Raw genomic sequence first — 22,772 nt, 5'->3', positions numbered from 1 at the left:
CCCGCCGCAAAAACCCTTAAATCCTACAGATTTAGTGGGTTATGCTGGCGTCGTGGGCGGCAACGGCCAGACCCTGGCCGGAGCCCCCGTGCCCGAACCGCACGAGCCCTCCTGACTCCTCCTGAAGGGACGTCCGACCTTGTTAGAGAGCTCACACCGCACGCCGGCCGCACGATCTCGCCGGCTGCGCGCCGTCGCCCTCGCGGCCGTGCTCGCCACCACGACGACCGTCACCAGCACCCCCGCCCTCGCCTCGACCGCGCAGACCTCGGGACGCACCGGCGTCGACGTGGCGGTCGAATGGTACGACGTCACCGCTGCCACCATCGCCGCCGCCGGGGCCTCCGCGCAGGTCACCAACAGCCGCACGTGGGCGATCGGCTGGCTGTCCGCCGCCAGGGCCCTGCGCTCCGGCCCTCAGCAGCGGCCCTTCCAGGACGCCGCGCTGGCCTCCGCGGTGCACACCTCGCTCGTCAGCCTGGCCCCGGCCCGCGCCGCCCAGCTCGACGCGGCGTTCGCGGCGACGCTGGCGCGCATCCCCGACGGCCCGGCCAAGGACCGCGGGGTGGCGGCGGGGGCCGACGAGGCGACCTCGCTGCTCTCGGAGCGGGCCGGTGACGGCCTCGATCCGGCGTCGGTCAGCCCGCCGTACCCGGTTCCCCAGGCCACCCCGGGGACCTGGCAGCCGACGCCACCGGCGCACGCTCCCGCCGCGCAGTCGGGCACGAGGTTCGCCAGGCCGTTCCTGCTGGACCGCGCCGACCAGTTCCGGCCGGTGCCGCCTCCCGCGCTCGGCTCGCCGGCGTATCGGGCCGACCTCGAGGAGGCACGCGACTACGGCGCGGCGAACAGCACCGTACGCACGCAGGCCCAGACGGACGTCGCGCAGTTCTGGCTCGGATCCTCGCTGACCATCTACGACGGCGCGTTGCGTGCCGCCCTCCTCCAGTCCCGCGCGACGACGCCGAAGCGGGCCGAACTCGTCGCGCTCTTCCACGTCGCGCTGGTGGACACCCAGATCGCCACCTCGGACGCCAAATACTTCTACGTGCGCTGGCGGCCGGTCACCGCGCTGCGCGCCGCCGACACCGGCCACTCCGCCGTGCCCTCCGACCCGGCCTGGACCCCGCTGCACACGACGCCGTCGCACCCCGACTACCCGAGCGGCCACAACACCTACTCCGGCGCCGCGGAACAGGTGCTGACCACGCTGGTCGGCGCCCACTCCCGCGAGCCGTTCGCGCTCACGAGCCCGACCGCGCCCGGGGCCACCCGCACCTACACCACGTGGAAGGTCCTGTCCGACGAGAACGTCGACGCCCGGGTCTGGTCGGGCATCCACACCCGCTCCGCCGACCGGGCCGGGGTGACGCTGGGCAGCCAGGTCGCGGCCCACGGTCTGCGTCACGCCGCCCGGCTGTTCTCCTAGACCGCACCTGACCCGGCCACGGGCAGCCGCGAACGTGCCGTCCACGTCCGCGGCTGCCCGTCCGGCCGCAGGAGAGACGCCGCCGTCCTCACAACCGCTGCGAGAGCCCGCCGCCGATGGACTCCATGCTGGGCACGGCGGCGACCAGCTCCCGCGTGTAGCGGTGGCGTGGCCGGGTGAACACCTCCCCGACGCCGCCCTCCTCGACGACCCGGCCGTCCTTCATGACCAGTACGCGGTCCGCGACGTGATGGACGACCCCCAGATCGTGGGAGATGAACAACATCGCGGTGCCGTACTCGGCCTGGAGATCGGCGAGCAGGTCGAGCACCTGAGCCTGGATGGAGACGTCGAGCGCGGAGACGGGCTCGTCGCAGACCAGCACGTCGGGACGGGGACCGAGGGCACGGGCGATGGCGACGCGCTGACGCTGGCCGCCGGACAGCTCGCGCGGACGGCGGGCCGCGGTCTCTGGCGGCAGGCCGACGCGGGCCAGCAGGTCCAGCACCCGCGCGTGGCGTTCGGTCCTGGGCAGGCGCAGCGGCTCGGCGACGAGGCGGCCGACGGTGTGGCGGGGGTCGAAGGAGTCGAGCGGGTTCTGCGAGATGAGCTGGATCCTGGGGCGTAGCGGGCGGCGTTCGCGTTCCCGCAGGTGGCTCCAGGGGCGTCCGTGCAGCGTGACCTGGCCGGTGTCGGGTTCGAGCAGGCCGAGCGCCAGGCGGGCGAGCGTGGTCTTGCCCGAGCCCGACTCGCCGACGACGCCCAGGGTCTCGCCCTCGTGGAGGGTGAAGGAGACGTCGTCGTTGACGCGGCGCGGGCCGTACGAGCGGGTGAGCCCGGCTCCGGCGAGCACCCGGGCCGACAGGTCGGGGGCGGGGCGGCTGCGCGGGGCGCCGCTGGTGAGGCGGGTGCCCCGGGAGGCCGCGGACGGCACCGCGGACAGCAGCGCGCAGGTGTAGTCGTGCGCGGGCGCGGCCAGCACCTCCCTGGCGGGTCCCTCCTCCACGATCTGCCCGTCCTTCATGACGAGGATGCGGTCGGCGATCGAGGCGACCACGGCCAGGTCGTGGCTGATCAGCAGCAGCGCGGTCCCCGCCGCCTTGCGCTCGGCGAGCAGCCGTAGGATCTGGGCCTGGACGGTGACGTCGAGCGCGGTGGTGGGCTCGTCGGCGATGATCAGTTCGGGGTTGGCGGCGATGGCGGAGGCGATGAGCGCCCGCTGCCGCAGCCCGCCGGAGAGCTGGTGCGGGTGCTGCCGGGCCCGCAGCTCCGGCTCGGGCACGCCGACCGCGTCGAGCAGGTCCAGCACCCGGTCCGCGCGGCGGGCCCGCGCGACGACGTCGTGGACGGCCAGCACCTCGGCGATCTCGGCGCCCACGGTGCGCAGCGGGTCGAGCGAGACCAGCGCGTCCTGCAGGACGAGCCCGGCGAACCTGCCGCGCAGCCGACGCCAGTCGCCGGGGGCGAAGGCGAGCGCGTCCCGGCCGGACACGCGGAACGCCGAGGCCCGTACGGACGAGCCGGGCCCGGCCAGGCCGAGCAGCGCCCGTGCGGTGACGCTCTTGCCGGACCCGGACTCCCCCACGATCGCCACGCACTCGCCGCGCGCGATCGACAGGGAGACACCGTGCACGACCTCGGTGTCGCCGAAGCTCACGCGCAGGTTCTCGACGGTCACCAGCGGGGTCACCAGCGAGGTCATGAGGTTCTCCCCTCGAAGCGGCGTTGCAGGCGGCGTCCGACGACGGTAAGGCAGACGACGGTGAGCGTGATCGCCAGGCCCGGGAAGAAGGCCTCCCACCAGGCGACCCGCAGGTAGTTGCGGGCTTCCGAGAGCATCGCGCCCCACTCGGCGGCCGGCGGCTGCGGGCCCATGCCGAGGAAGCTGAGCCCGGAGCTGGCGATGACGGCCTGGCCGAGCCCGATGGTGGCCAGCACGGGGATCGGGCCGAGCACGTTGGGCAGCACGTGCCCGGCGATGATCGCCAGGCGGGGACGGCCGAACGTCAGGGCCTGCTCCACGTAACCGGCGTGCCGGACGACGAAGGTCTGCGCCCGGATCACCCGGGCGTAGTTCGGGATCTGGGCGACGGCGATGGCGAAGATCACGTTGCTGGTGCCGGGGCCGGTGATCGCCACGACGAGGAGGGCGAGCAGCAGCTCGGGCAGGGTGGACAGCACGTCGAACGAGCGCGCCAGTGCCTCGTCCAGCCATTTCGGCGACAGCCCGGCGGCCAGGCCGAGGAACAGGCCGGCGGTGACGGCCAGCGCGGCGGCGGCGACGCCGATGCCGACGGAGTGGCGGGCGCCGAAGACGACCCTGGCCAGCACGTCGCGGCCGAGATGGTCGCTGCCGAACCAGTGGCCGGCGCCGGGTGGGGCGAGCGCGTTCAGCGGGTCGGCGGCCAGCGGGTCGGCGGCGGTGAGCAGGCCGGGCGCGGCCACGGCCAGCGCGAGCAGGGCGAGCAGGGCGACCGGCAGGAGCAGGACGGGCACACCTGGCCCGCGCAGGGCGGGTGAGGCGGGCAGACGCAGGGTCCGGCGGGCGGGGCGGGACTCCCCGCGGGTGAGCACGCGCATCGCGGGTCAGCCCCGGATCCGCGGGTCGATGACGCGGTAGGCCAGGTCGAGCAGGGTGCTGATGGCGACGTACGCGACGGCGGACAGCAGCACCACGGCCATCACGACGGGCATGTCCCGGCCGGTCACGGCCAGCATGGCCACCTGCCCGAGCCCCGGCCGCCCGAACAGTACCTCGATGATCACCGCGCCTCCCAGCAGCGTCCCGGTGAACCATCCGGCCAGCGTCACCGCCGGGATCAGCGCGTGCCGCAGGGCGTGCCGGGCGACCAGGGCGCGCTCGGTCAGCCCGCGCGCCCTGGCCGTTACCGCGAACGGCTGCTCCAACGCCCGTTCCAGCCCGCCGCGCAGCACCTGGCCGAGCACGCCGGCGATGGGCAGGCCGAGCGCGAGCGCGGGCAGCACGAGCGCCTGCGGCCCCTGCGCCCCGGAGACAGGGAACCAGCCGAGCGTGAACGAGAACACCGACAGCAGCACGATCCCGATCAGGAACGGCGGAACCGACACCGACACCAGCTCGGCCGCCGAGGCCGCGCCGCGCAGCCACCGTCCCCTGCCCGCCGTGAGGATCGCGATGGCCCCGGCCAGCGCGACCCCGGTCCCGGCCGCGGCGAGCGTGAGCTGCACGGTCGGCCCGACCTGGGTGGCGAGCACCTCGCCCACGCCACGCTGGAGCTGGTACGAGCGGCCGAGGTCGCCCTGCAGCAGCCGCCACAGGTAGGACAGGTACTGCACGATCTCCGGCCGGTCGAGCCCCCACTCCGCGACGATCCCCGCCCTGATCTCCGGGGTGTCCGGGCCGTCGCCGACCAGGATGTCGACGGTGTCGCCCGGGGCCAGCAGCAGCGCGACGTACGAGGCCGTGGCGGCGGCCCACAACACCGCCAGCCCGGTGCCGAGACGCTTGATCATGTGCCGATCCGCACGTCGTACGCGGCGGCGGGGGTGCCGGAGGACGGGTCGAACCCGAGCCCCTGCACGGTCTTCTGGGCGGCGATCTGGTCGGCGGGGACGTAGAGCGGGAACACGATGGCGTCCTCCAGCACCGCCTCCCGCTGCACGTCGGCGTAGAGCCGCTTGCGTTCGGCCTGGTCGGAGGTGGCAGAGGCGCCGGCCAGCCACTTCTCCACCTGGGGGTCGGCGAAGCGGGTGCGGTTGACGGCGCCCTCGGCCGGCAGGATGAGGTTGAGCGCCGCGCCCGCGTCGGAGTCGCCGCGGGAGTTGCCGAACAGCTCGTACTCGTTGTCGTCGATGGCCTTCTGGGCGCTGCCCTGGTCCACGATCTTCACCTGGAAGTCGATGCCGGCGTTCTGCTTGACCTGGGCCTGGATGGCCTGGGCGAGGACGTCCCTGCGGTCGCGGACGAAGGGGGCCGAGGCGATCTCACGCACTGTTAGCCGCTTGCCGTCCTTGACCCGGAACCCCTCGGCGTCGCGCTCCTTCCACCCGGCCGCGTCGAGCAGGGCGTTGGCCTTGGCCAGGTCGCCGCCGAACGAGCCGTCCAGCCCGGTGTCGTAGAAGGGGCTGTTCTTGCCGACGATGCTCCAGGCCCTGGTGGCGGTGCCCTGGTAGACGGACCTCAGCACGGCGTCCACGTCCACGGCCTCGCGGAACGCCTCGCGTACGCGCTGGTCGTCGAAGGGGGCGTGGGAGGTGTTGAAGTAGTAGGAGTAGGCGGTGCCGGAGTTCAGCGCGGTCTGCAGGGTCAGGGTCGGGTCCTTCTCGATGAGGGTGACCTCGGTGGCGGGGACTCCCTCGATGACCTGCACCTGACCGGAGGTGAGCGCGCCGACCCGGACCGCGGCCTCGGGCAGGAACCGGTAGGTCAGCTCGGACAGGTGGGCCGGGCCCTGATGCGCCGCCCCGGCCGGAGGCCACCGGTAGGCGGGGTTGCGGCGGTAGTGGATCTCCTGGCCCTGTACGTACCGGTCGAGGATGAACGGCCCGGTGCCGACCAGGTCGGTCCCGCCGAACTTCAGGTCCTTGGCGCTCTTGAGCGACTTGGGCGACACCTGCCCGGCGTAGGGCGAGGCGAGGAAGTCGAGGAACAGCCCGTCCGGCTCGGTCAGGGTGATCTTCAGCCGGTACGGCGACACGACCTCGGCCCGGTCGAGGGCCTTGAGCTGGATGGCGGCCACCGCCGGGTTGTAGCCCGGCACGCCGAACTGGTCGAGGTTGGCCTTGACGGCGGCGGCGTCGAACTTCGTGCCGTCGTGGAAGGTGACGTCGTCGCGCAGGTCGAGGGTGTAGGTCAGGCCGTCGTCCGACACCTGCCACGACTTCGCCAGCCAGGGGCGGAAGGTGCCGTCCTCGGCCTTCGAGACGAGCGCGTCGAACTGGTTGAACACGAGCAGCCGCACCTTGTTCTGCGCCCACAACTGCGGGTTCAGGGTGATCGGCTGCGTCTCTATGGCCCACACCAGCGTGGTGCCGGGGGCGGACTGGGCGGGCTGCGCACCGCACGCTGCCAGGGCCAGCAGCGCGGGGATCAGCAGCAGCGCGGGGATCGAGCGTCTCACGGGCGGTCCCATGCCTCGGCGAGCAGCTCGAAGGAGCGCACGCGGTCGTCGTGATCGTGGGTGATGGTGGTGACGAGCAGCTCGTCGGCCCCGGTGACCCGGCGCAGCACGCGCAGCCCGTCCGCCACCTGGCGTGGTGAGCCGACGAACCGGGTGTCGATGCGGTCCTTGACGAGCTGCCGGTCGGCCTCGGTCCAGACGTGGCGGTCGGCCTCCTCCGGCGTGGGGTACGGCATCGCCCCCGCGCCGGTCCTGATGCTGCGGACCCACAGCCCGTAGCCCTTGGCCAGCTCGCGCGCCCGCGCCTCTTCCTCGGCCACGACCACGTCGGCCGAGACGATCACGTACGGCTCGGCCAGCGCGTCCGACGGCTTGAACGCCTCCCGGTACGCCTCGACGGCCTCCAGCACGCTGGACGGGCTGACGTGGTAGTTGGCCGCGAACGGCAGCCCGCGCTCGCCGGCGACCTGCGCGCTCTGGCCGCCGCTGCTGCCGAGGATCCACACCTGCACGTCCGCGCCCTCTCCTGGCACGGCGTGCGCCTCGTGCGTGCCCTTGAGGAAGGCGAGCACGTCGTCGATCTGACCGGCGAAGTCGGGCGTCTGGGCGCCGGGCTGCTGGAGCAGCGTGGCGTAGTGGACGAGGTGGGGGTGCTGGGCGAGCAGCGACCAGTCGAACGGCGGCGGGATGAGCAGCCCGTCGACGACTCTGGCGGGCTGCTGCCCGACGGCCGCGTCCTTGACCGGCTCGGCGTTCCCGGCGGGCTCGGCGCTCTTGGCCAGCTCGGCGCGGCGCTGGCCCGAGCGGCCGATCCCGAGGTCGACCCGGCCCGGGTACAACGCGTCGACCAGGCCGAACTGCTCCACCACCGACAGCGGCGTCTGGTGCCCGAGCTGCACGGCCCCCGACCCGACCCGGATCGTGTCCGTCGCCGCCGCCAGCAGCCCGATCAGCACGGCCGGGGCCGAGCTGGCCACGCCCGGCGCGAAGTGGTGCTCCGCGACCCAGTAGCGGCGGTAACCGAACTCCTCGGCTCGCCGGGCCAGGTCGATGGTGTTGCGCAGCGCGTCGCCGGCGCCGCCTCCCGACACGATCGGGGCGAGATCGAGGACGGACAGGGTCACGCGGCACCTCCGGGGAACGGCCTGCTGGGGATCTCGGCCCGCAGCACGGGCGCGATCTCGGTCTGGAACAGCTCCAGCGCCTCCCGGTGCTGCCGGGGTGTGAGCCCGTCGGCGTCGGCGTGCAGGTGCATGACTTCGTGCCCGAACCGCTTGTGGTAGCGGAGCACCTTGTCGATGATCTGCTGCGGGCCGCCGACCAGGATCGAGCTGCGCTCGATGGCGTCCTCCAGGGTGGAGAAGACGATCGGCAGCCCCAGCCTGCGCTGGAACGCCACGCGGGCGTCGTAGATCGGCCGGTACGTCGCGATCGCCTCCTGGGACGTCCTGGCCGTGTAGAAACCCGCCGTCCCGGCACCCACCAGCGCGTCGGCCGGGTCGTGCCCGTAGTGCGCCCAGCGTTCCCGGTAGTGGTCGATCAGCTCGGCGTACGGGTCGATGGGGTTGGTGACGTTGGCGGAGAACAGCGGGTCGCCGTACCTGGCGGCCAGGTCCACCGACTCCTTGCTGGTGGCGCTGCCGTGCCAGACGCGGATCGGCCGTTGCAGGGGGCGCGGCCAGGTCTCGGCCTCGGTGAGCGACGGGCGGAACGTGCCCGCCCAGGTGACCTTGTCCTCCCGCCACAGGCGGCGGAACAGCTCGTAGCCCTCGCGGTTGCGTTCCCACTGGTCCTCGGCCGTGACGTGGAACAGCTCGGCCTGCGCGGCGCCGTTGCCCTTGCCGATGATCAGCTCCAGCCTGCCCTCGGACAGGTGGTCGAGCGTGGCGTAGTCCTCGTAGGCGCGTACCGGGTCCAGCAGGCTCAGCGTGGTCACCGCCGTGAACAGCCGGATCCTGGACGTCCTGGCGGCGATGTGGCTGAGCACCACCGGCGGGGAGGAGGAGATGAACGGCCGCTCGTGCCGCTCCCCCACGCCGAACCCGTCGAAGCCCAGCTCCTCGGCCAGCACCGCGTTCTCGACGACCTCGCGGAAGCGCTCTGTGGTCGATCGCTCGTCGTTGTGCACGATCAGCGTGATGAGCAGGAACTTCATCGTGCCTCCACGTACCGGCTGCCGGGGCGCGGCAGGCCGAGCAGCCCGCGCAGCGTGGCCGCCTCGTACGCGTGCCGGAACGCCCCCCGCCCGCGCAGCTCGGCCGTCAGCTCCCGGGCGATCCGCTCCAGGTCGTACGGCAGCGCGCCGGGCCGCAGCCGGAACCCCTGGATCCCGGCCTGCCGCCACTCCAGCAGCAGTTCGGCCAGCTCCCCCGCCGTCCCCGTGAAGATCGCGGCGTCGGAGACCAGCTCGGCTCCGGCCAGCTCGTCGAGCCGCGCCTTGCGTCCCGCCGCGTCCTCGCCCAGGAAGACGAGCAGGTCGGCGAAGATCTTCAGCTCGCCGGAGAGCCCTCTGAGCTCCTCGACGATGGCGCGGGCCTGCTCGGCGGATTGCGGCGTGACGTACACGACGTCAGCGGCGCCCGCGGCGAACTCGTACGGCAGCCGCGCGTGCGCGAGCGCGGTCACCACCGGCCGGCCCTGCGGCGGGCGCGGCGTGGTCGACGGCCCCTTGACGGAGAAGAACCGGCCGGAGAAGTCGATGTGGTGGAGCTTGTCCCGGTCGATGAACCGGCCAGTGGACACGTCGCGGATCTCGGCGTCGTCCTCCCAACTGTCCCAGAGCCGCCGCGACACCTCCACGGCGTCCGCGGCCTCGGCGAACAGGTCGCGCACGTGCGGGTCGGCGGACAGGTCCGCGCCGCCGGGCCGGTTCAGCAGCCGGTCGAGCGGCGGGAACTCCCGCCGTCCGACGAGCCTGGCCTCCGAGGCCCGCGGGGAGAGCTGCGCCCGCCACCCGGCCCGGCCGCCGCTGACGTGGTCAAGCGTGGCGATGCCGATGGCCACGTGGAACGGCTCGGTGTGGGTGACGGTCGCGGTCGGCACCAGCCCGATCCGGCTGGTGAGCGGCGCCAGCCGGGAGGCGAGCAGCACCGCGTCGAACCGGCCCCGCACCTGGTCGGTACGGTCGTCGTCGCCGTCGGGCAGCGTCGACTGCAACCCGAGCGAGTCCTCGAAGGTGACGAAGTCGAGCAGCCCGCGCTCCGCCTCGGTCACGAGTCCTGCCCAGTGACGGGCCGAGAAGACGTCGGCGGCGGATTCGCGCCAGGCGGCGGGGTGCCAGCCCGCGCCGTCCAACGCCACGGCCAGATGCAGGGTCATGCAAGCTCCAGATGGTCACGGAGGGTCACACCGGTGTAGTGGGTACGGAAGGAGCCGCGTTCGCGCAGCAGCGGCACCACCCGGTCCACGAACTCGTCCAGCCCGCCCGGCGTCAGATGCGGCACGAGGATGAACCCGTCGGCGGCGTCGGCCTGCACGTGCTCGTCGATCTGCCGGGCCACGCTCTCAGGGGTGCCGACGAACGTCTGCCGCCCGGTCACCTCGATGACGAGTTCGCGGATGGAGAGCCCCTTCTCCTCGGCCAGCGCCCGCCACTTGGCGGCCACGGCCGGCCGGTCCTTGATCGGCACCCTCCCCTGGGAGACGCCTTCCGACAGGTCGGGCTCGATCGAGGGAAGCGGGCCCTCCGGGTCGTACGCCGACATGTCGCGGCCCCACACCTGCTCCAGGAACGCGATCGCGGTCTGCGGGCCCACCTGCTGGCGGCGGATGCGGGCGGCGTTCTCCGCGGCCTCCGCCTCGGTGTCGCCCAGCGCGAACGTGACCCCTGGCATGATCTTCAACTGGTGCGGCTCGCGGCCGTACCTGGCCAGGCGGCGCTTGACGTCGGCGTAGAACCGCTTGCCGTCCTCCAGCCTGCCGTGCGGCGAGAAGATCACGTCGGCGTGGGCGGCGGCGAACTCGCGGCCGTCGTCGGATTCGCCCGCCTGGATGATCACGGGCCTGCCCTGCGGGCTGCGGGGCAGCGTGAAGCGGCCCTCGACGGTGAAGTGCGCGCCCCGGTGCTCGACCGCGCCGATGGACCCAGGGCGGACGAACGTGCCCGCCGCCGCGTCGGCGGCGACCGCGTCCCGGCTCCAGGAGTCCCACAGCTCACGCGACAGGCGGACGAACTCGGCGGCCCGCTCGTAGCGCTGGGAGCGGTCGAGGTAGCCGCCGCGGCGGAAGTTCTCGCCGGTGAAGGCGTCGGAGGTGGTCACCACGTTCCACGCGGCCCGGCCCGCGCTCAGGTGGTCCAGCGTGGACAGGCGCCGGGCCAGCTCGTACGGCTCGTTGAAGGTCGCGTTGACGGTCCCGGCCAGGCCGAGCCGGTCGGTCACCGCGGCCAGCGCGCTGAGCACGGTGAGCGACTCGGGGCGGCCCACCACGTCGAGGTCGTGGATGCGCCCCTTCAGCTCGCGCAACCGCAGCCCCTCGGCCAGGAAGAAGAAGTCGAACGTGCCGCGCTCGGCCGTCCTGGCGAGATGGACGAACGAGGCGAAGTCGATCTGGCTGCCGGAGCGGGGGTCGCTCCAGACGGTGGTGTTGTTCACGCCGGGGAAGTGGGCCGCCAGGTGCACCCGCTTGCGCGTCATCGGCCCCGCCCGTGCGGCGCGTCCCAGGTGGCGGGCAGGCCCTCGGTCGTCTCGCGGAAGGCGGGCAGCCGGTAGAGGTCGCGGGCGTAGGGCCACAGGTGCTCGAAGTCGCTCAGCTCGCGCTCACTGACGGCGTGACCGCGGTTGTGCTCGCCGTCGAACCTGGCCAGCGTCACCCACAGCCGCACGTCGGCCTCGGTGATCGTGTCGCCGGTCAGGAACCGCCGCTCGGCCAGCAGCTCGTCCAGCCGTTCCAGCGCGGCCACCACCTGGTGCCGCTCCCGCTCGCGGTCCTCCTGCGTGTCGGCGCGGGCGACGCGGGAGACGCCGGTGTTGACGTCCTGGTAGATCCGGTCGTTCAGCTCGTCGATCTCCGGGCGGAGCGCCTCGGGGTAGAGGTCGACGGGGTCGGCCCACCGCTCGAACTGGGTGGCCAGGTCGAGCGTGATGTCGGGGAAGTGGTTGCTGACGATCGTGCCGCGCTTCCTGTCCCAGAGCACGGGTACCGAGATGTGGCCGCCGTATCCCTGCTCGGTGGCCTCGTACGCCTGCTCCAGCAGGGTGAAGCCGTTGACCGGGTCGGGGCCCCTGCGCTCCCTGAACGCCCAGCCCCGGCCGTCGCGCTCGTCGTCCACGTACGACAGCGAGACCACGTCCTCCAGGCCCTTGAGCTTGCGGACGATCGCGGCGCGGTGGGCGTACGGGCAGACCCAGGCGACGTAGAGGTGGTAGCGGCCGGGCTCGGCGCGGAAGCCGCTGGAGCCGTCGGCGCTGATCCGCCCCTGGAAGGGGTAGATCGGGCGGTCCCAGGCGGGCGAGAGGTGCAGGCGGCCGGGGCCGTAGTGGCCGTAGGCGACGTGGTCGACGGAGGTCGCGTAGACCGGCGGCTGCGTGGTGATGGACACAGGTCCTCCGGGGTCAGGAGTCGGGGTGGGCCAGGAAGCGGCCGAAACGGCCCTGGTGGTAGAGCAGCGGACGGCCCGGGCTGTGCACGTCCGCCTCGGCGACCAGGCCGACGACCAGGAGGTGGTCACCGACCTCGGCCCGCTCGTAGGGCAGGCAGATGAGGTGCGCGGAGACGTCCTGGAGCAGCGGGGCGCCCAGGGGTCCCGGGCGCCAGCGGGTGGGCGCGGCGAACCTGTCGATGCTCTTGCGGGCGAACCGGGCCGCCAGGTCCGCCTGGTCGCTGGCCAGGATGTTGACGGCGAAGTGGTCGGCGGCGCCCAACTGGGGCCAGGTCGTGGAGGAACGGTCCACGTAGAAGGAGACCAGGGGCGGTTCGAGGCTGACGGAGGAGAAGGAGGTGGCGGTGAGCCCGACGGGGATGCCGTTGTGCTGCGCGGTGATGACCACGACTCCGCTGGCGTGCACGGCCAGCGCCTGCCTGAACTCGTCGGCGGCGACGGCGCGGTCGGGAAGCGTGTCGGTCATGGGGTCGTCCCCGTCGCGCCGGGGCGGCCTGAGGTCATTGATGGCACGATCACGAGAAGGTTCCTCACGGGAGAAGGCATGCTCACGCGGCGCCCCGGGTCGCTTTCCGGGACGCGAGGTCGGATGGGGTGCGTGGACGACGTCGGCCACGCCGGGAGCACGTAGGAGAAACGCGGGCGGTGAAAGCCCGCGACCGCTAGTCCATGATCAACGACACTGGGCGCTGGCGACGTGGCCGAAATCCACGTGGGAGCGCTTGGTCAAGAGGAGACCCTGCCTCATGTCTCCGACAGTAGGTCGAGGTGTCCCATAAGTCAATATTTCCTACTTGTTTTATCGGGATACTTGTTTTTGTCGGAACCCGCGCTGTGCGGCCCGGTTCTCGGCCGCGTATGCGATGCCGGTGATGATCCACGTGTCGTACATTCCTTGGCATGCCCCCCGAATGGCTGGACGTCGGTGACAAGGTCGCCTCGGTGGTGGGAGCCGTCGCGGGGGTGACCGCGCTGCTCGTCCAGGTGCTGACGGTCACCCGGCGGCCCGCCGGCGGCGACGGGGACGACGGGCGCTCCCGCCCGTGGGCGGGCCGGCTGTCCCTGGCGGCCTTCGTCACCGCCGTGCTGGTCGCCCTCGCGTCGGCGGGGCTGGCGGTGGCGTACCGGGAGGCCGGGCTGCGGCCGGTCGCCGCCGCCGTCCTGGTCGCCGTGACCGGCGCGATCCACCTCGCCGTACGCCGCAGGGAGCCGGTGGCACTCGGCTCGGCCCTGCGACGGCTGCTGGCCGCCCAGCGCCTGGAGGCCGAGCGCCACCACTACCACCTGACGGGAACGCATCTCCCGCGGGTCACCACCCTGTACGTCCAGCAGCGGGCGGAGACCGGCCTCGGGTCCGGCGGCCGGATGGCACAGGTGACCGGCGCGCTGTCGCCGCTGGAGATCGTCGCGCGGCACACCCATGCCGTGGTCGTGGCGGAGCCGGGAGCCGGCAAGTCCATGCTCACCGCCCACCTCGCCGCGGTGTCCTGTGACTGGTGGCAGACGGCACGGCGGGGCCCGCGGAAGAGGTCGCCGTTCGGCGCGGCCGTCGCCCTGAGGCTGCCCGCGTCCCGGCTGGTCGGCAGCGATCTGCCCGCCGCGCTGGCCGGTTACTGGTCCGGTCACGGGGAGCAGGCGACGCCCGAGATGTTCACCGCGCCACCGCTGGACGGCGCGCGATGGCTGATCCTGGTCGACGGGATGGACGAGATCGCCGACCCCGGCGACCGCTCACACGTGCTGACCATGCTGGCCACCGCCATGGAGCAGCGTTCGGACGTGTTCAGGTTCCTCGTCACGAGCCGGCCGCTGCCGTCCGGCGAGCTGTCGGAGCTGGTCCGCGCAGGTGCGGCGGAGCTGCGGCTGCGCCTGTTCGACGGGGCCGATCTGGAACGCTTCGCCCAGCGCTGGTTCGAGGCGCGGCCACCGGCGGGGCCCGAGGGCGACCCCTCGAAGGCGGCGGGCGCGTTCGTGGCCGGCATCAGGCGCAGCGGGGTGGCCGCGCTGCCGCGCGTGCCGCTGCTGGTCACCATGGCGGCCCTGCTGTACGAGCAGAACCCCGCCACGGGGCTCCCCACCGACCGTACCCAGCTCTACGAGGAGTTCGTCGCCCTGCTCCGCTCCGCCAGGCGGTGGGAGGAGAAGGGCGGCGAGTGGGAGTGGACCGCGCACGAGAGCCGGCTCCTCGACCACCTGGCCGCGACCAGGGTGCACGCGCCGGAACGCCACCTGCTCCAGGCGGCGGTGGAGTGGACCTCGGCCCTGGGCCCCACGCCGATGACGCGCTCGGCCCTCACCGGTACGGTGGTCAACCGGCTCCTGGCCACCTCCCTGCTCGTCGCGGACGGCCGCGACGTCGCCTTCGTTCACCAGAGCATCGCCGAGTACCTGGCCGCGGGGCTCGAACCCTTCGACGAGGACGCGTGGCGGCAGGCCATGGACGATCCATCGGCCAGAGAGTTCGCCCTGTTCGTGCTGGGCCGGACCGGCCCGCCGGCCGCCGAGCTGCTGCCCCGCCTGCTGGACGGCACGGACGCGGGCCTGGCGGCGGCGGGCCGGGTGATCGCGGACGGGGCCGGCGTGCCGGAGGAGCAGATCGACCGGGTGGTCACCGGCCTGCTGACCAGGATCAGGGCGGACCGGTACGGCGACCAGTGCCTGCACGTGCTCACCGAGCTGGCCGCGTTCCGATCCGAGGTCCTTCGCGCGCTGACCGAGACGTGCCAGGACGCGGACGTCCCGGCCTGGACACGGGGGATGCTGGCCGACGCGCTGATGGAGGTCGACAGAGAGGTCGGACACGCGCTGCTGACCCTGATCGCGATGGACTACACCCTCAGGTCCCACCCGGTGCGACGCTGGTGCGCCGACCGCCTCCTGGCGCACGGTGACGACGAGAGCAGCGACAGCGGCCTGCGGGAGATCGTGGAGAGGGACGAGGACGTGACATCGTCCGCGTGGTCCTCCGACCTGCTGCCGCCGCTGCCGGAGGTCCCGGAACCCGCGCTGACCGCGCTCGCCGACGATCCGCGCCAGGACGTCAGGCGCCGGCTCCAGGCGGCCACCGCGCTGCTGGAGCAGGCCGCGCCGGGCGCGGTCCCGACGCTGGTCGAGCTGGCGACCGCGCGCGGCGGTGACGTACGGGTCCGCTTCGAGGCGGCCAGGGTGCTGGCACAGTCGGCCCGGCCCTCGGTCCTGACCGGCCTGCGGGCGCTGGCGGCCGACCCCAAGGTCCGGCCGACGCTGAGGTACGAGGCCGCGGCCCTGCTCGCCGACCACGGCGATCAGGAGGGCCTGGGCGTTTTACGCGACCTGACCGGGACGGCGACGCCGCCCAGCGCTCGCTTCCGCGCGGTCAGGACGCTCTTGGAACGCGGCGACCTGACCGGCCTGAAGGCCCTCCGCCTGCTCACGACCGACGAGCGGACGAGCCTGCCCATCCGCCTCGCGGCCGGGCGCCTGCTCCTCGACCACGAGGACGAGCCCACCAGGGACGCCCTGCGCCGGATGCTCGAAGGCGGCGCCCGGCTGCCCACCCGCTACGGCGCGGCGCTGGCCCTGGGCGACCCCGCGGCGCTGCGCGAACTGGCCGAGGACCCACGCGTCGGGCCGTACGCCCGGCACGGCGTCGGGCTGGCACTGCTGCGGGCGGGCGATCCCCTCGGCAAGGACGTGCTCCGTGCCCTGGCCACCCGGTCACCGCATACAGGAGCGCGGCTGAAGGCCGCCAGGACACTGTCACGCTACGACCGGGCCGAAGGCGTCGCGGCGTTGCGCGCGGTCCTCGACGAGACCGGCACGCACGGCCGCGACCGCCATCGGGCGGCGCTGGCCCTGCTCGAACTGGACGAGAAGGTGGACCTCGCCCACCTCGCCGCACAGACACCGGACGCGGCGCTGCGCGTGACCATCGGCGACACCATGCAGGTCCACGGAGACCCGGCGGGCCTCGCGGTGCTGCGGGAGGTCGTGTCCGACGCGCGGGTGAAGGACCACGTACGGCATCAGGCGGCGGTCTCGCTGACGGCGTACGGGGCGCCGGGAGTCGCGGTGCTGAGGGAGGTCGCCGAGTCCGTCGGCAACGAGATCAGAGGGGAGCTGGTGGCCCTGTCCCGGGCCAAGGGGGAGAACGACCCCGCCTGGTTCGTGGTCCGGGTCCCCCGGCACAAGCTCATCCTCTGGCGCCCGGGTGACCTCGACATGGTGGAGGTGCTGGATGGGATCCCCGGCGTCGAGTCGCTGGCCGTCCTGGAACGGCTGTCCCGCGACCGTGGGGCGGCCGATCGCCGGATTCGGCTGCTCTGCGTGGCGACGATGGCGACGACGCACGTACGGGCCGCCGTACCCGGCGTGGCCGAGGCGCTGGTCCGGGTGGCCGAGGACGCCCGGGCCGATCCGCTCGTACGGTGCTACGCCGCGAGGTGCCTGTTCAGCGAGGGCCGGGCCGCCACGGCGCTGGCCGTCCTCGGGAGCCTGCGGGGCCGGGGCACCCGGAACCCCATCGCCCGGCGGGTGGCCGACCGGTTGATCACCGCGCACGAGGGACGGCGGCCGGGCCCCATGCCGATCACCTGGCGGCTGCTGGTGCGGATGTGGTACTTCGTGAACGCGGACGACTTCGAGATGGAGCCGAAGACCGCGTGAGCACGTGTCCTGCCTCCTGCGGGCGCCGGCAGCGCTGACAGAGCGCCGCCAAGGGCGCTCTGTCAGCGGACCTACCGAGTCACAGAGCCTTCTGGTAGATGCGGCTCCTGATCGCCTGCGCCGCCCCCTCTCTGCCGAACTCCTGGTAGACCCGGGACGTGACCTCCATGGCCTTCGGGGAGTAGGCGGGGTAGAAGGACTTGCCGCACTCCAGGTCCTTCAGCGCCGCCTTGATCTCCTTGTCCAGGTACGGCTTCGCCTCCCCCGGCTTCAGGTTCGGCACGTGGATGACCTTCCTGCCCTTGGGCGCGTCGCTCTTCGAGGTCTGCTCGGCGACGTCCGACGCCTCCAGCACGACCTTCACGTGGCTCAGACCGTCGAGTGCGGTGGGCTTGACCTCACTGACCCCCAGGCACTTGCCGAACTCCCGGCCCAGCCGCGCGAGCCGCTCGTCCTGGTCGAGCACGCTCAGCGACTTCCGCACCGACGCCGCGAGCTGGTCGCCGTAGTCCTCCTGGGAGGTGACGGTCCTGCCCAGCACCGCCTTGACCGCCGCGGAGAAGCAGGCGTCGTCGGCGGCCCGCCACTTCTTCAGCTTGTCGGCCGAGAGCGACATCAGCAGCTTGTTGTTCGGGTTGTCGGCCATGGTCGGGTTGACCAGCTCGTCCTTCGGATAGACGTTCGGGGACCAGACGCCGAAGCCGTACTTGGCCCGGTACGCCCGCAGCGCCGCGACGTCGCCCGCGAGCCGCTCCCGCTCCCCCGGCTGCCACTTGTACCTGGGCTCCGGCGCGGGCAGGTACGTGAAGCCCCGCTCCGTCATACAGGCGACGCGCTTGTCCTCCATCGCGGTCTGCTTCTCGTACGCGGCGGCGTCCCCCGACGGGGACGAGGTGAGCCCGCCGAACGAGCCCACGAGCAGGGTGGCCGCAACGGCCTTGGCGATGAACATGGTGGTTCTCCTTCATCCATGAGGGCATGCCGACCGGTATGAGGGCATGCGAAACGGAACTCCCGGCCGAAAGGGCCGGATCAACGGGAAGGTCTCAGCAGGGGATCTTCATGCGGGACGCCTTCGGCGACACCTCGGGCAGGCCGGGGACGACCTCGACGGCGAGCACCGCGGTACCGCTCGCATCGCCCTTTCTCGCGACGTAGTCGGCGTCGCCCGGCACATCCACCTTCTCGTCCACGAGCTGCACCGTGCGCTCGCCCAGGTAGTGGTAGGTCTGCCGGTCGAAGATCAGCTCGGAACGGGTGCCGTCGCCCCCGTCCATGGCGACGGCCAGGCCGGGACGCCCGGCGACGTCCACCGCGTCGGGGACGAGCATGATGCCGTCCAGCCCGGCGGCGACCTGGTACAGGGCGGCGCCCAGGCTGGGCCGTACCACGGACTCCCGTACCAGGCCCTGGAGGGAAGTCCAGATGCGCAGCGGTTCCTCGCCCGTGTCGGCCACGATCTTCGCGCGCACCTGGGCGGGGTCCGTCGGCCAGGCGCCCAGCCGCGCGTAGGCCGGCCGGCCGGGGCAGCTCGCCGACTCGTACAGGATGTCCTCGAGGCCGCGGTCCCAATACTTCCGTGGCGCCGGTCCTGTGGCCGACAGGCTCTCCACCCGGCTCAGCCAGGGCTTGCCCACGTCGGCCGCCTCCCAGCGTTCCTCGTTGACCAGCACCTCGGTGTACTGCGTCTCGCCTGACGCACTCTTGGTGTACAGGCTGTTCTGGGCCAGGCGCTTGGTGTGGACGTACTGGCCGTGGGCGGGCACCAGGTCGGACTGGGCGGAGGCGGCCCGCGCGGCCAGAACGAGCAGCGTCTTGGCGTCGGCCGGAGGGGCGGCGATCAGGTGACCGGGGCTGTCCTCGGCGGAGCCGCCCAAACCCACCTCGGCGACGAGGACTCCGGCGGTGAGCGTCACCGCCATGGCCCCGACCAGGGCGACGCGCCGGGCCGACAGCGCGGCACGCCACCTGAGCGCGGCACTCCACCCGCGACGCGGACGATCGAACCGGGCCACCAGGGCGGCACGCGAGCCCGCCAGGTCGCGTACGGTCGCCTCGGGCGTGTCGGCCCACAGTCGGCCGACCTCCTCCAGGTCATTCATGGTCTGTCCCTTCCAGCGCTTGGCGGACCTTCCTGCGCGCCCGGTTGAGCCGGGATCGCACGGTCCCGACCGGCACCTTCAGCGCCTCGGCCGTCTCCTCGTACGTCAGCTCCGCCCACGCCACCAGCAGCAGCGTGTCCCGGTCCCCCGCGCGTAACCCGGCCAGCGCCGCCACCAGCGGCCCGTTGACCGCGAGCGTGCCCACTCCGTCCTCCACCGGCCCGCCGGTGATCTCCGCCGGGTCCACGCCGCCGCGCACGTACGCGCGGTAGCGGGCCACCTCGCGGCGCCGGCGTTTGCCGATCACGTTCGAGGCGATGCCGTACAGCCAGGGCCGGGCGTCGGCCTGGCCGAGCCGGTAGCGGCGCCGGTGCTCGAACGCGGCCAGGAACGTCTCCGACACCACGTCCTCGGCCGAGTCCGGGCCGAGCCTGCGGGCCGCGTAGCGGTGCAGGGCGGGCGCGTGCCGGTCGAACACCGTGGCGAACGTCTCCGGCTCCCGTACCGACCGGCGGATCAGGTCGGCGTCGGTGGCCTCGGCTACCGCCGGTCCGACCATGATCACGTAAGCTCCTTCACACGGTGCTCCTTCGCACGATGCCGCGGTGCGGCACGCGGGCAGATTCGCATGTACTTACCGCTGCCCCGCCGAAGAGTTCACGCCTGGGACCGAAGTTCCCCCAGCGCGGTCCTGTGCCCACTGAGCTCACGAAAGCCCCGGCGCCGGACGAGAGCCCGTACCGCCCCCTGGGCGGCCCGCCTGCCGGGGTCCGCGCCGCCGCGACAGTGCGGTGACAGGGATGCGACACGGTCAAGACAGGGCGGCCGAGCAGACTGGTTTTCGGCTTCCTCGTGTACGGCTCGGTAAGGACTGTGGGTGTCGAAGATCGGTGGAACCGGCCCGCGGCGTTCGTGGGAGGTGCGATGAAGGCGCCCGCGCAGCGGCGCACGGCGACGTTCGCCGCCGTGCTGGCGGTCGGCGAGTTCAGGGCGTTATGGCTGGCGGAGCTGTTCTCCCAGGTGGGGGACCAGGTCGCCAGGGTCGCGATCGCGGTGCTGGTCTACGACCGGACCGGCTCCGCGGCGCTGACCGGGCTGGCGTACGCGCTCACCTACCTGCCGTCGCTGGTCGGCGGGCTCACGTTGAGCTGGATCGGCGACCGTTATCCGCGCCGCGAGGTCATCTTCGTCGTCGATCTGACCCGGCCGCGCTCGTCGGGCTGATGGCCGTGCCGGGGGCGCCGCTGCCGGTGCTGGGCGTTCTGCTGGCCGCCATGACGGCGCTGAGCGGGCCGTTCAAGGCCGCCCAGCTCGCCCTGCTGGCCGACGTGCTCAAGGGCGAGCAGTACGTGCTGGGCCTGTCCATCCGGCAGATGACCATGCAGTCCGCCCAGATCGCCGGTTTCCTCGGCGGCGGCCTGCTGTCCCAAGGGCTGAGTCCGGGCATCGGGCTGGTCATCGACGCCGCCACGTTCGGGGTGTCCGCCGTGCTGGTGCGCCTCTGCCTGCGGCGACGACCGGCGCCGAACGGTGGCTCAGGTGGGGGCAGGGCGCCGTCGGTGCTGGCGGGGGGTTTCGGGCTCAGGGCGGTGTGGCGTGATCCGAGGTTGCGGTCGCTCGGGGCGCTGAGCTGGCTGGCCGGGTTCTACATCGTGCCGGAAGGGCTGGCCGCCCCGTACGCGGACGCGCTGAACGAGACCTCGGCGGTGGCCGTCGGCGTGATCATGGCCGCGGACCCGGTCGGTTGCGTGATCGGGGCGTTCGTCTTCGGCCGCTTCGTGCCGGAGGACGCGCGCAACAGGGCGGTCGGGGCACTGGCCCTGCTGACCGGGGTGCCCTTGCCGTTGTGCGCGTTCCATCCTGGCCTGGTCGGGTCCGCGGTGTTGTTCGTGCTGTCGGGCGCGTTCTCGATCTGCTGCCAGATGCAGGTGGGCGCGCTGTTCGTACGGATTCTCCCCGATCACTCCCGTGCCCAGGGGATGGGTGTGCTGTCCTCGGTCCTCATCACCGTGCAGGGGCTGGGCATCCTGGTGGGCGGCCTGGTGGCCACCTGGACGAGCCCCGCCCTGACCATCGCGCTGGCCGGGCTGGCCGGCATCGTGGCGGGCGCGTACCCGGCCTGGGCGTGGGCGGCGATCCTGCGCGGGCGCGAACCGGCCGATCGATGAGCGGAAGGGAGGGTACCGACATGAGGACGAAGGACCAGCAATTGAGCGTCCAGGGGCTCACCCACCGGCGTGAGCCCCTGGCGCCCCCTCCAGGCGAACGAGCTACCGGAACCCGCCGAACACCGCGAGCGCCACACCGCCGCCCGCGAGCGCCCCGGCGACCACCTGCGCCACGGTGTGGTGCGTCACCCGGACCCGCGCCCAGCCGATCAACACCACCAGCGGCGATCCGGCGAGCAGCACCGGCGGCGCGGGCAGCAGGAACGCCAGGACCACCACCACGCCCGCCGACACCGCCGTGTGAAACGAGATCTTCCAGGCCAGGGTGATCGACCCCAGGACCAGCGCCCAGCCGAGCAGCACGGCCACGGACGCCACCACCGCCACCGGCGCGTCCGCCGACACCAGCACGAGCAGGCCGACCAGCACCGCAGCCAGGCCGACCAGAATGGGGCCCTTCCTGCTGTCACGCGCGACGAGGTGCACGGAGTCCAGGCGCCCGCGCCGTACGCCGAGCGCGATCACCGCCGCGGGCACGCCCGCGCACAACAGCCCGGCGAGCAGGCCCCACGCCAGGCCCGGCCACCCCTCGGCCAGCGCGCCCACGAGCGGCGGCAGGGCGATCCCGACGTACTGGGGGGCGAACACCTCCGTCACGAGACGGGCGACGCGGTCGGCCGGGCTCCCCCGTCCGGTCTCTTCCAGCCGTTGATCGGTCATTTCCCTCCTCGGCGACTCCCGGCACGGTGCGAGCGATCGCCGAGGGGAGAAGACCTTCTCGGCACGATTGCCCTCGATGTTGCATCATCGGGCAATCGCTTGTCTTCCGCCTGTCTTCGCCCTGTCTCCGGGGCCGAACCCGACCGGCTCTTCGCCCTGTCGCGCGGGGTCGAGCCCGGTCGCCGGGGACGGGCGGTCAGACGCCCACGCCGGGCTGCATCACGCTGAGCGCGAACCGGGCCGGGCCACCGCCTGATGCATTGGCGGTCGCGGTCCCGGTCGTGTTCGCGTTCGCGGTCCCGGTCGTGTTCGCGTAGGTGTGCGGCTGGTCGCCGGTGAAGCTCACCGAGTCTCCGGGCCGCAGGTCCACCTCCTCGTTCCCGATCCGCAGGTGGACCTCTCCGCTGATCACGAGAAGGTGCTCGACGGTGCCCGCGGTGTGCGCCTCGCTGGCGTACGACTCCCCGGGGAACATCGTCCAGTCCCACAGCTCCAGCACGTCGGGCGGGTCGCCCCCGGCCACCAGGACGGCGTGCCCTCCGTGGGCGCCCTGCCACAGCCGGGGGCCCTGACCGGCGCGCACCACGCGCGCCCTGGGCGTGTCGGGGAGTGCCACGAGCTTGGGCAGTCCCACGCCGAGGGCGTCGGAGATCCGCAACAGGGTGGCGATGTTCGGGTTGGACTGGGCCTGCTCGATCTGGACGATGACCCGCCGGCTCAGGCCGCTGCGACTGGCCATCTCGTCCAGGGTCCAGCGGCGGGCCTGGCGGGCGGCACGTACGTTGGACGCGATCACGCCGGTGATGTCCTGCAGGCTCGTCATTGTCACCTCTTGAACCACTGCATCGAATAGTGCATTCTCGTGCACCATAGAGCTGGAGGCAACGAGGCAACGTGATCGTGCCGGCCCGCGAGCCGACCCGATCGCCGTCCACACGCGGGGTGAGGCTTGATCCTACAGCGGGTACCATCGGCCCCTCCGTCAGCCCGACGACCGGCTTCGTCGTCGTT

19 protein-coding genes are annotated in these 22,772 nt (G+C 72.8%); 4 read left to right on the top strand and 15 right to left on the bottom strand.

Annotated elements, in window-relative coordinates; translation table 11 throughout:
* Positions 1 to 139: 139 nt before the first annotated feature.
* Positions 140 to 1,429: a vanadium-dependent haloperoxidase gene (locus ABD844_RS19430; protein WP_344879294.1), complete on the top strand. Its 1,290-nt coding sequence runs from the start codon at positions 140 to 142 to the stop codon at positions 1,427 to 1,429.
* An 88-nt stretch (positions 1,430 to 1,517) separates the two neighbouring features.
* On the opposite strand, the gene ABD844_RS19425 is transcribed toward ABD844_RS19430, so the two are convergent.
* Genes ABD844_RS19425 through ABD844_RS19380 form a run of 10 tightly spaced genes read right to left on the bottom strand, consistent with a single transcriptional unit; the run spans position 1,518 to position 12,593 of the window.
* Entirely contained in the window at positions 1,518 to 3,131 is a 1,614-nt protein-coding gene (locus ABD844_RS19425) for a dipeptide ABC transporter ATP-binding protein (protein WP_344879291.1), read from the bottom strand.
* Positions 3,128 to 4,009, bottom strand: coding sequence for an ABC transporter permease (locus ABD844_RS19420; RefSeq protein WP_344879289.1), 882 nt, complete (start codon positions 4,007 to 4,009; stop codon positions 3,128 to 3,130). Before ABD844_RS19420 ends, ABD844_RS19425 begins: the two co-directional genes overlap by 4 nt.
* 6 nt (positions 4,010 to 4,015) lie before the next feature.
* A complete protein-coding gene (locus tag ABD844_RS19415) occupies positions 4,016 to 4,921 on the bottom strand; it encodes an ABC transporter permease (protein ID WP_344879287.1) in 906 nt (301 codons plus the stop codon).
* Positions 4,918 to 6,528: an ABC transporter substrate-binding protein gene (locus ABD844_RS19410; protein ID WP_344879284.1), complete on the bottom strand. Its 1,611-nt coding sequence runs from the start codon at positions 6,526 to 6,528 to the stop codon at positions 4,918 to 4,920. The genes ABD844_RS19415 and ABD844_RS19410 overlap by 4 nt, the downstream gene beginning before the upstream one ends.
* Complete coding sequence (locus ABD844_RS19405; protein ID WP_344879281.1) at positions 6,525 to 7,652, bottom strand: LLM class flavin-dependent oxidoreductase; 1,128 nt, start codon at positions 7,650 to 7,652, stop codon at positions 6,525 to 6,527. The genes ABD844_RS19410 and ABD844_RS19405 overlap by 4 nt, the downstream gene beginning before the upstream one ends.
* Positions 7,649 to 8,683 (bottom strand): LLM class flavin-dependent oxidoreductase, encoded by a 1,035-nt coding sequence (locus tag ABD844_RS19400; RefSeq protein ID WP_344879278.1) that lies wholly within the window; start codon positions 8,681 to 8,683, stop codon positions 7,649 to 7,651. The genes ABD844_RS19405 and ABD844_RS19400 overlap by 4 nt, the downstream gene beginning before the upstream one ends.
* Positions 8,680 to 9,846 carry an LLM class flavin-dependent oxidoreductase gene (locus ABD844_RS19395; RefSeq protein WP_344879275.1) on the bottom strand — a complete coding sequence of 389 codons (1,167 nt, stop codon included), beginning with the start codon at positions 9,844 to 9,846 and terminating at the stop codon, positions 8,680 to 8,682. Before ABD844_RS19395 ends, ABD844_RS19400 begins: the two co-directional genes overlap by 4 nt.
* The gene (locus ABD844_RS19390; RefSeq protein WP_344879271.1) at positions 9,843 to 11,162 is read right to left on the bottom strand and encodes an NtaA/DmoA family FMN-dependent monooxygenase; all 1,320 of its coding nucleotides are present in this window, start codon (positions 11,160 to 11,162) and stop codon (positions 9,843 to 9,845) included. The genes ABD844_RS19395 and ABD844_RS19390 overlap by 4 nt, the downstream gene beginning before the upstream one ends.
* Positions 11,159 to 12,067, bottom strand: a complete 909-nt coding sequence (locus tag ABD844_RS19385) for a glutathione S-transferase C-terminal domain-containing protein (protein ID WP_344879269.1) — start codon at positions 12,065 to 12,067, stop codon at positions 11,159 to 11,161. The genes ABD844_RS19390 and ABD844_RS19385 overlap by 4 nt, the downstream gene beginning before the upstream one ends.
* 13 nt (positions 12,068 to 12,080) lie before the next feature.
* The gene (locus ABD844_RS19380; RefSeq protein ID WP_344879265.1) at positions 12,081 to 12,593 is read right to left on the bottom strand and encodes a flavin reductase family protein; all 513 of its coding nucleotides are present in this window, start codon (positions 12,591 to 12,593) and stop codon (positions 12,081 to 12,083) included.
* A gap of 434 nt (positions 12,594 to 13,027) precedes the next feature.
* On the opposite strand from ABD844_RS19380, the gene ABD844_RS19375 reads away from it, so the two are divergent.
* Complete coding sequence (locus ABD844_RS19375) at positions 13,028 to 16,771, top strand: HEAT repeat domain-containing protein (protein WP_344879262.1); 3,744 nt, start codon at positions 13,028 to 13,030, stop codon at positions 16,769 to 16,771.
* A 79-nt stretch (positions 16,772 to 16,850) separates the two neighbouring features.
* Here the strand turns inward: ABD844_RS19375 and ABD844_RS19370 are convergent, their stop codons facing one another.
* From ABD844_RS19370 to ABD844_RS19360, 3 genes are all read right to left on the bottom strand, one after another.
* Positions 16,851 to 17,723: a hypothetical protein gene (locus ABD844_RS19370; RefSeq protein WP_344879260.1), complete on the bottom strand. Its 873-nt coding sequence runs from the start codon at positions 17,721 to 17,723 to the stop codon at positions 16,851 to 16,853.
* A gap of 94 nt (positions 17,724 to 17,817) precedes the next feature.
* A complete protein-coding gene (locus ABD844_RS19365; protein ID WP_344879257.1) occupies positions 17,818 to 18,873 on the bottom strand; it encodes a CU044_5270 family protein in 1,056 nt (351 codons plus the stop codon).
* Positions 18,866 to 19,432, bottom strand: coding sequence for an RNA polymerase sigma factor (locus ABD844_RS19360; RefSeq protein ID WP_344879379.1), 567 nt, complete (start codon positions 19,430 to 19,432; stop codon positions 18,866 to 18,868). The genes ABD844_RS19365 and ABD844_RS19360 overlap by 8 nt, the downstream gene beginning before the upstream one ends.
* A gap of 365 nt (positions 19,433 to 19,797) precedes the next feature.
* Between ABD844_RS19360 and ABD844_RS19355 the strand changes: the two genes are divergently transcribed.
* Entirely contained in the window at positions 19,798 to 20,097 is a 300-nt protein-coding gene (locus ABD844_RS19355; RefSeq protein ID WP_344879255.1) for an MFS transporter, read from the top strand.
* Positions 20,097 to 21,041, top strand: coding sequence for an MFS transporter (locus ABD844_RS19350; RefSeq protein WP_344879251.1), 945 nt, complete (start codon positions 20,097 to 20,099; stop codon positions 21,039 to 21,041). Before ABD844_RS19355 ends, ABD844_RS19350 begins: the two co-directional genes overlap by 1 nt.
* Positions 21,042 to 21,143: 102 nt before the next feature.
* On the opposite strand, the gene ABD844_RS19345 is transcribed toward ABD844_RS19350, so the two are convergent.
* Together ABD844_RS19345 and ABD844_RS19340 are read right to left on the bottom strand one after the other, a co-directional pair.
* Positions 21,144 to 21,761 (bottom strand): hypothetical protein, encoded by a 618-nt coding sequence (locus tag ABD844_RS19345; protein WP_344879248.1) that lies wholly within the window; start codon positions 21,759 to 21,761, stop codon positions 21,144 to 21,146.
* A gap of 196 nt (positions 21,762 to 21,957) precedes the next feature.
* A complete protein-coding gene (locus ABD844_RS19340) occupies positions 21,958 to 22,584 on the bottom strand; it encodes a helix-turn-helix domain-containing protein (RefSeq protein ID WP_344879245.1) in 627 nt (208 codons plus the stop codon).
* Positions 22,585 to 22,772 lie beyond the last annotated feature (188 nt).

It is taken from the genome of Nonomuraea antimicrobica, assembly GCF_039536965.1.
Lineage (GTDB): Bacteria > Actinomycetota > Actinomycetes > Streptosporangiales > Streptosporangiaceae > Nonomuraea > Nonomuraea antimicrobica.
This window is presented reverse-complemented; position numbering and strand designations above follow the sequence as displayed.

What these genes read in the sequence shown, in the direction of transcription:
- ABD844_RS19425 (WP_344879291.1), bottom strand. Translation starts at nt 3,131, where the DNA reads ATGACCTCGCTGGTGACCCCGCTGGTGACCGTCGAGAACCTGCGCGTG.
- ABD844_RS19420 (WP_344879289.1), bottom strand. Translation starts at nt 4,009, where the DNA reads ATGCGCGTGCTCACCCGCGGGGAGTCCCGCCCCGCCCGCCGGACCCTG.
- ABD844_RS19415 (WP_344879287.1), bottom strand. Translation starts at nt 4,921, where the DNA reads ATGATCAAGCGTCTCGGCACCGGGCTGGCGGTGTTGTGGGCCGCCGCC.
- ABD844_RS19400 (WP_344879278.1), bottom strand. Translation starts at nt 8,683, where the DNA reads ATGAAGTTCCTGCTCATCACGCTGATCGTGCACAACGACGAGCGATCG.
- ABD844_RS19395 (WP_344879275.1), bottom strand. Translation starts at nt 9,846, where the DNA reads ATGACCCTGCATCTGGCCGTGGCGTTGGACGGCGCGGGCTGGCACCCC.
- ABD844_RS19390 (WP_344879271.1), bottom strand. Translation starts at nt 11,162, where the DNA reads ATGACGCGCAAGCGGGTGCACCTGGCGGCCCACTTCCCCGGCGTGAAC.
- ABD844_RS19380 (WP_344879265.1), bottom strand. Translation starts at nt 12,593, where the DNA reads ATGACCGACACGCTTCCCGACCGCGCCGTCGCCGCCGACGAGTTCAGG.
- ABD844_RS19375 (WP_344879262.1), top strand. Translation starts at nt 13,028, where the DNA reads ATGCCCCCCGAATGGCTGGACGTCGGTGACAAGGTCGCCTCGGTGGTG.
- ABD844_RS19370 (WP_344879260.1), bottom strand. Translation starts at nt 17,723, where the DNA reads ATGTTCATCGCCAAGGCCGTTGCGGCCACCCTGCTCGTGGGCTCGTTC.
- ABD844_RS19365 (WP_344879257.1), bottom strand. Translation starts at nt 18,873, where the DNA reads ATGAATGACCTGGAGGAGGTCGGCCGACTGTGGGCCGACACGCCCGAG.
- ABD844_RS19360 (WP_344879379.1), bottom strand. Translation starts at nt 19,432, where the DNA reads ATGGTCGGACCGGCGGTAGCCGAGGCCACCGACGCCGACCTGATCCGC.
- ABD844_RS19355 (WP_344879255.1), top strand. Translation starts at nt 19,798, where the DNA reads ATGAAGGCGCCCGCGCAGCGGCGCACGGCGACGTTCGCCGCCGTGCTG.
- ABD844_RS19350 (WP_344879251.1), top strand. Translation starts at nt 20,097, where the DNA reads ATGGCCGTGCCGGGGGCGCCGCTGCCGGTGCTGGGCGTTCTGCTGGCC.
- ABD844_RS19345 (WP_344879248.1), bottom strand. Translation starts at nt 21,761, where the DNA reads ATGACCGATCAACGGCTGGAAGAGACCGGACGGGGGAGCCCGGCCGAC.
- ABD844_RS19340 (WP_344879245.1), bottom strand. Translation starts at nt 22,584, where the DNA reads ATGACGAGCCTGCAGGACATCACCGGCGTGATCGCGTCCAACGTACGT.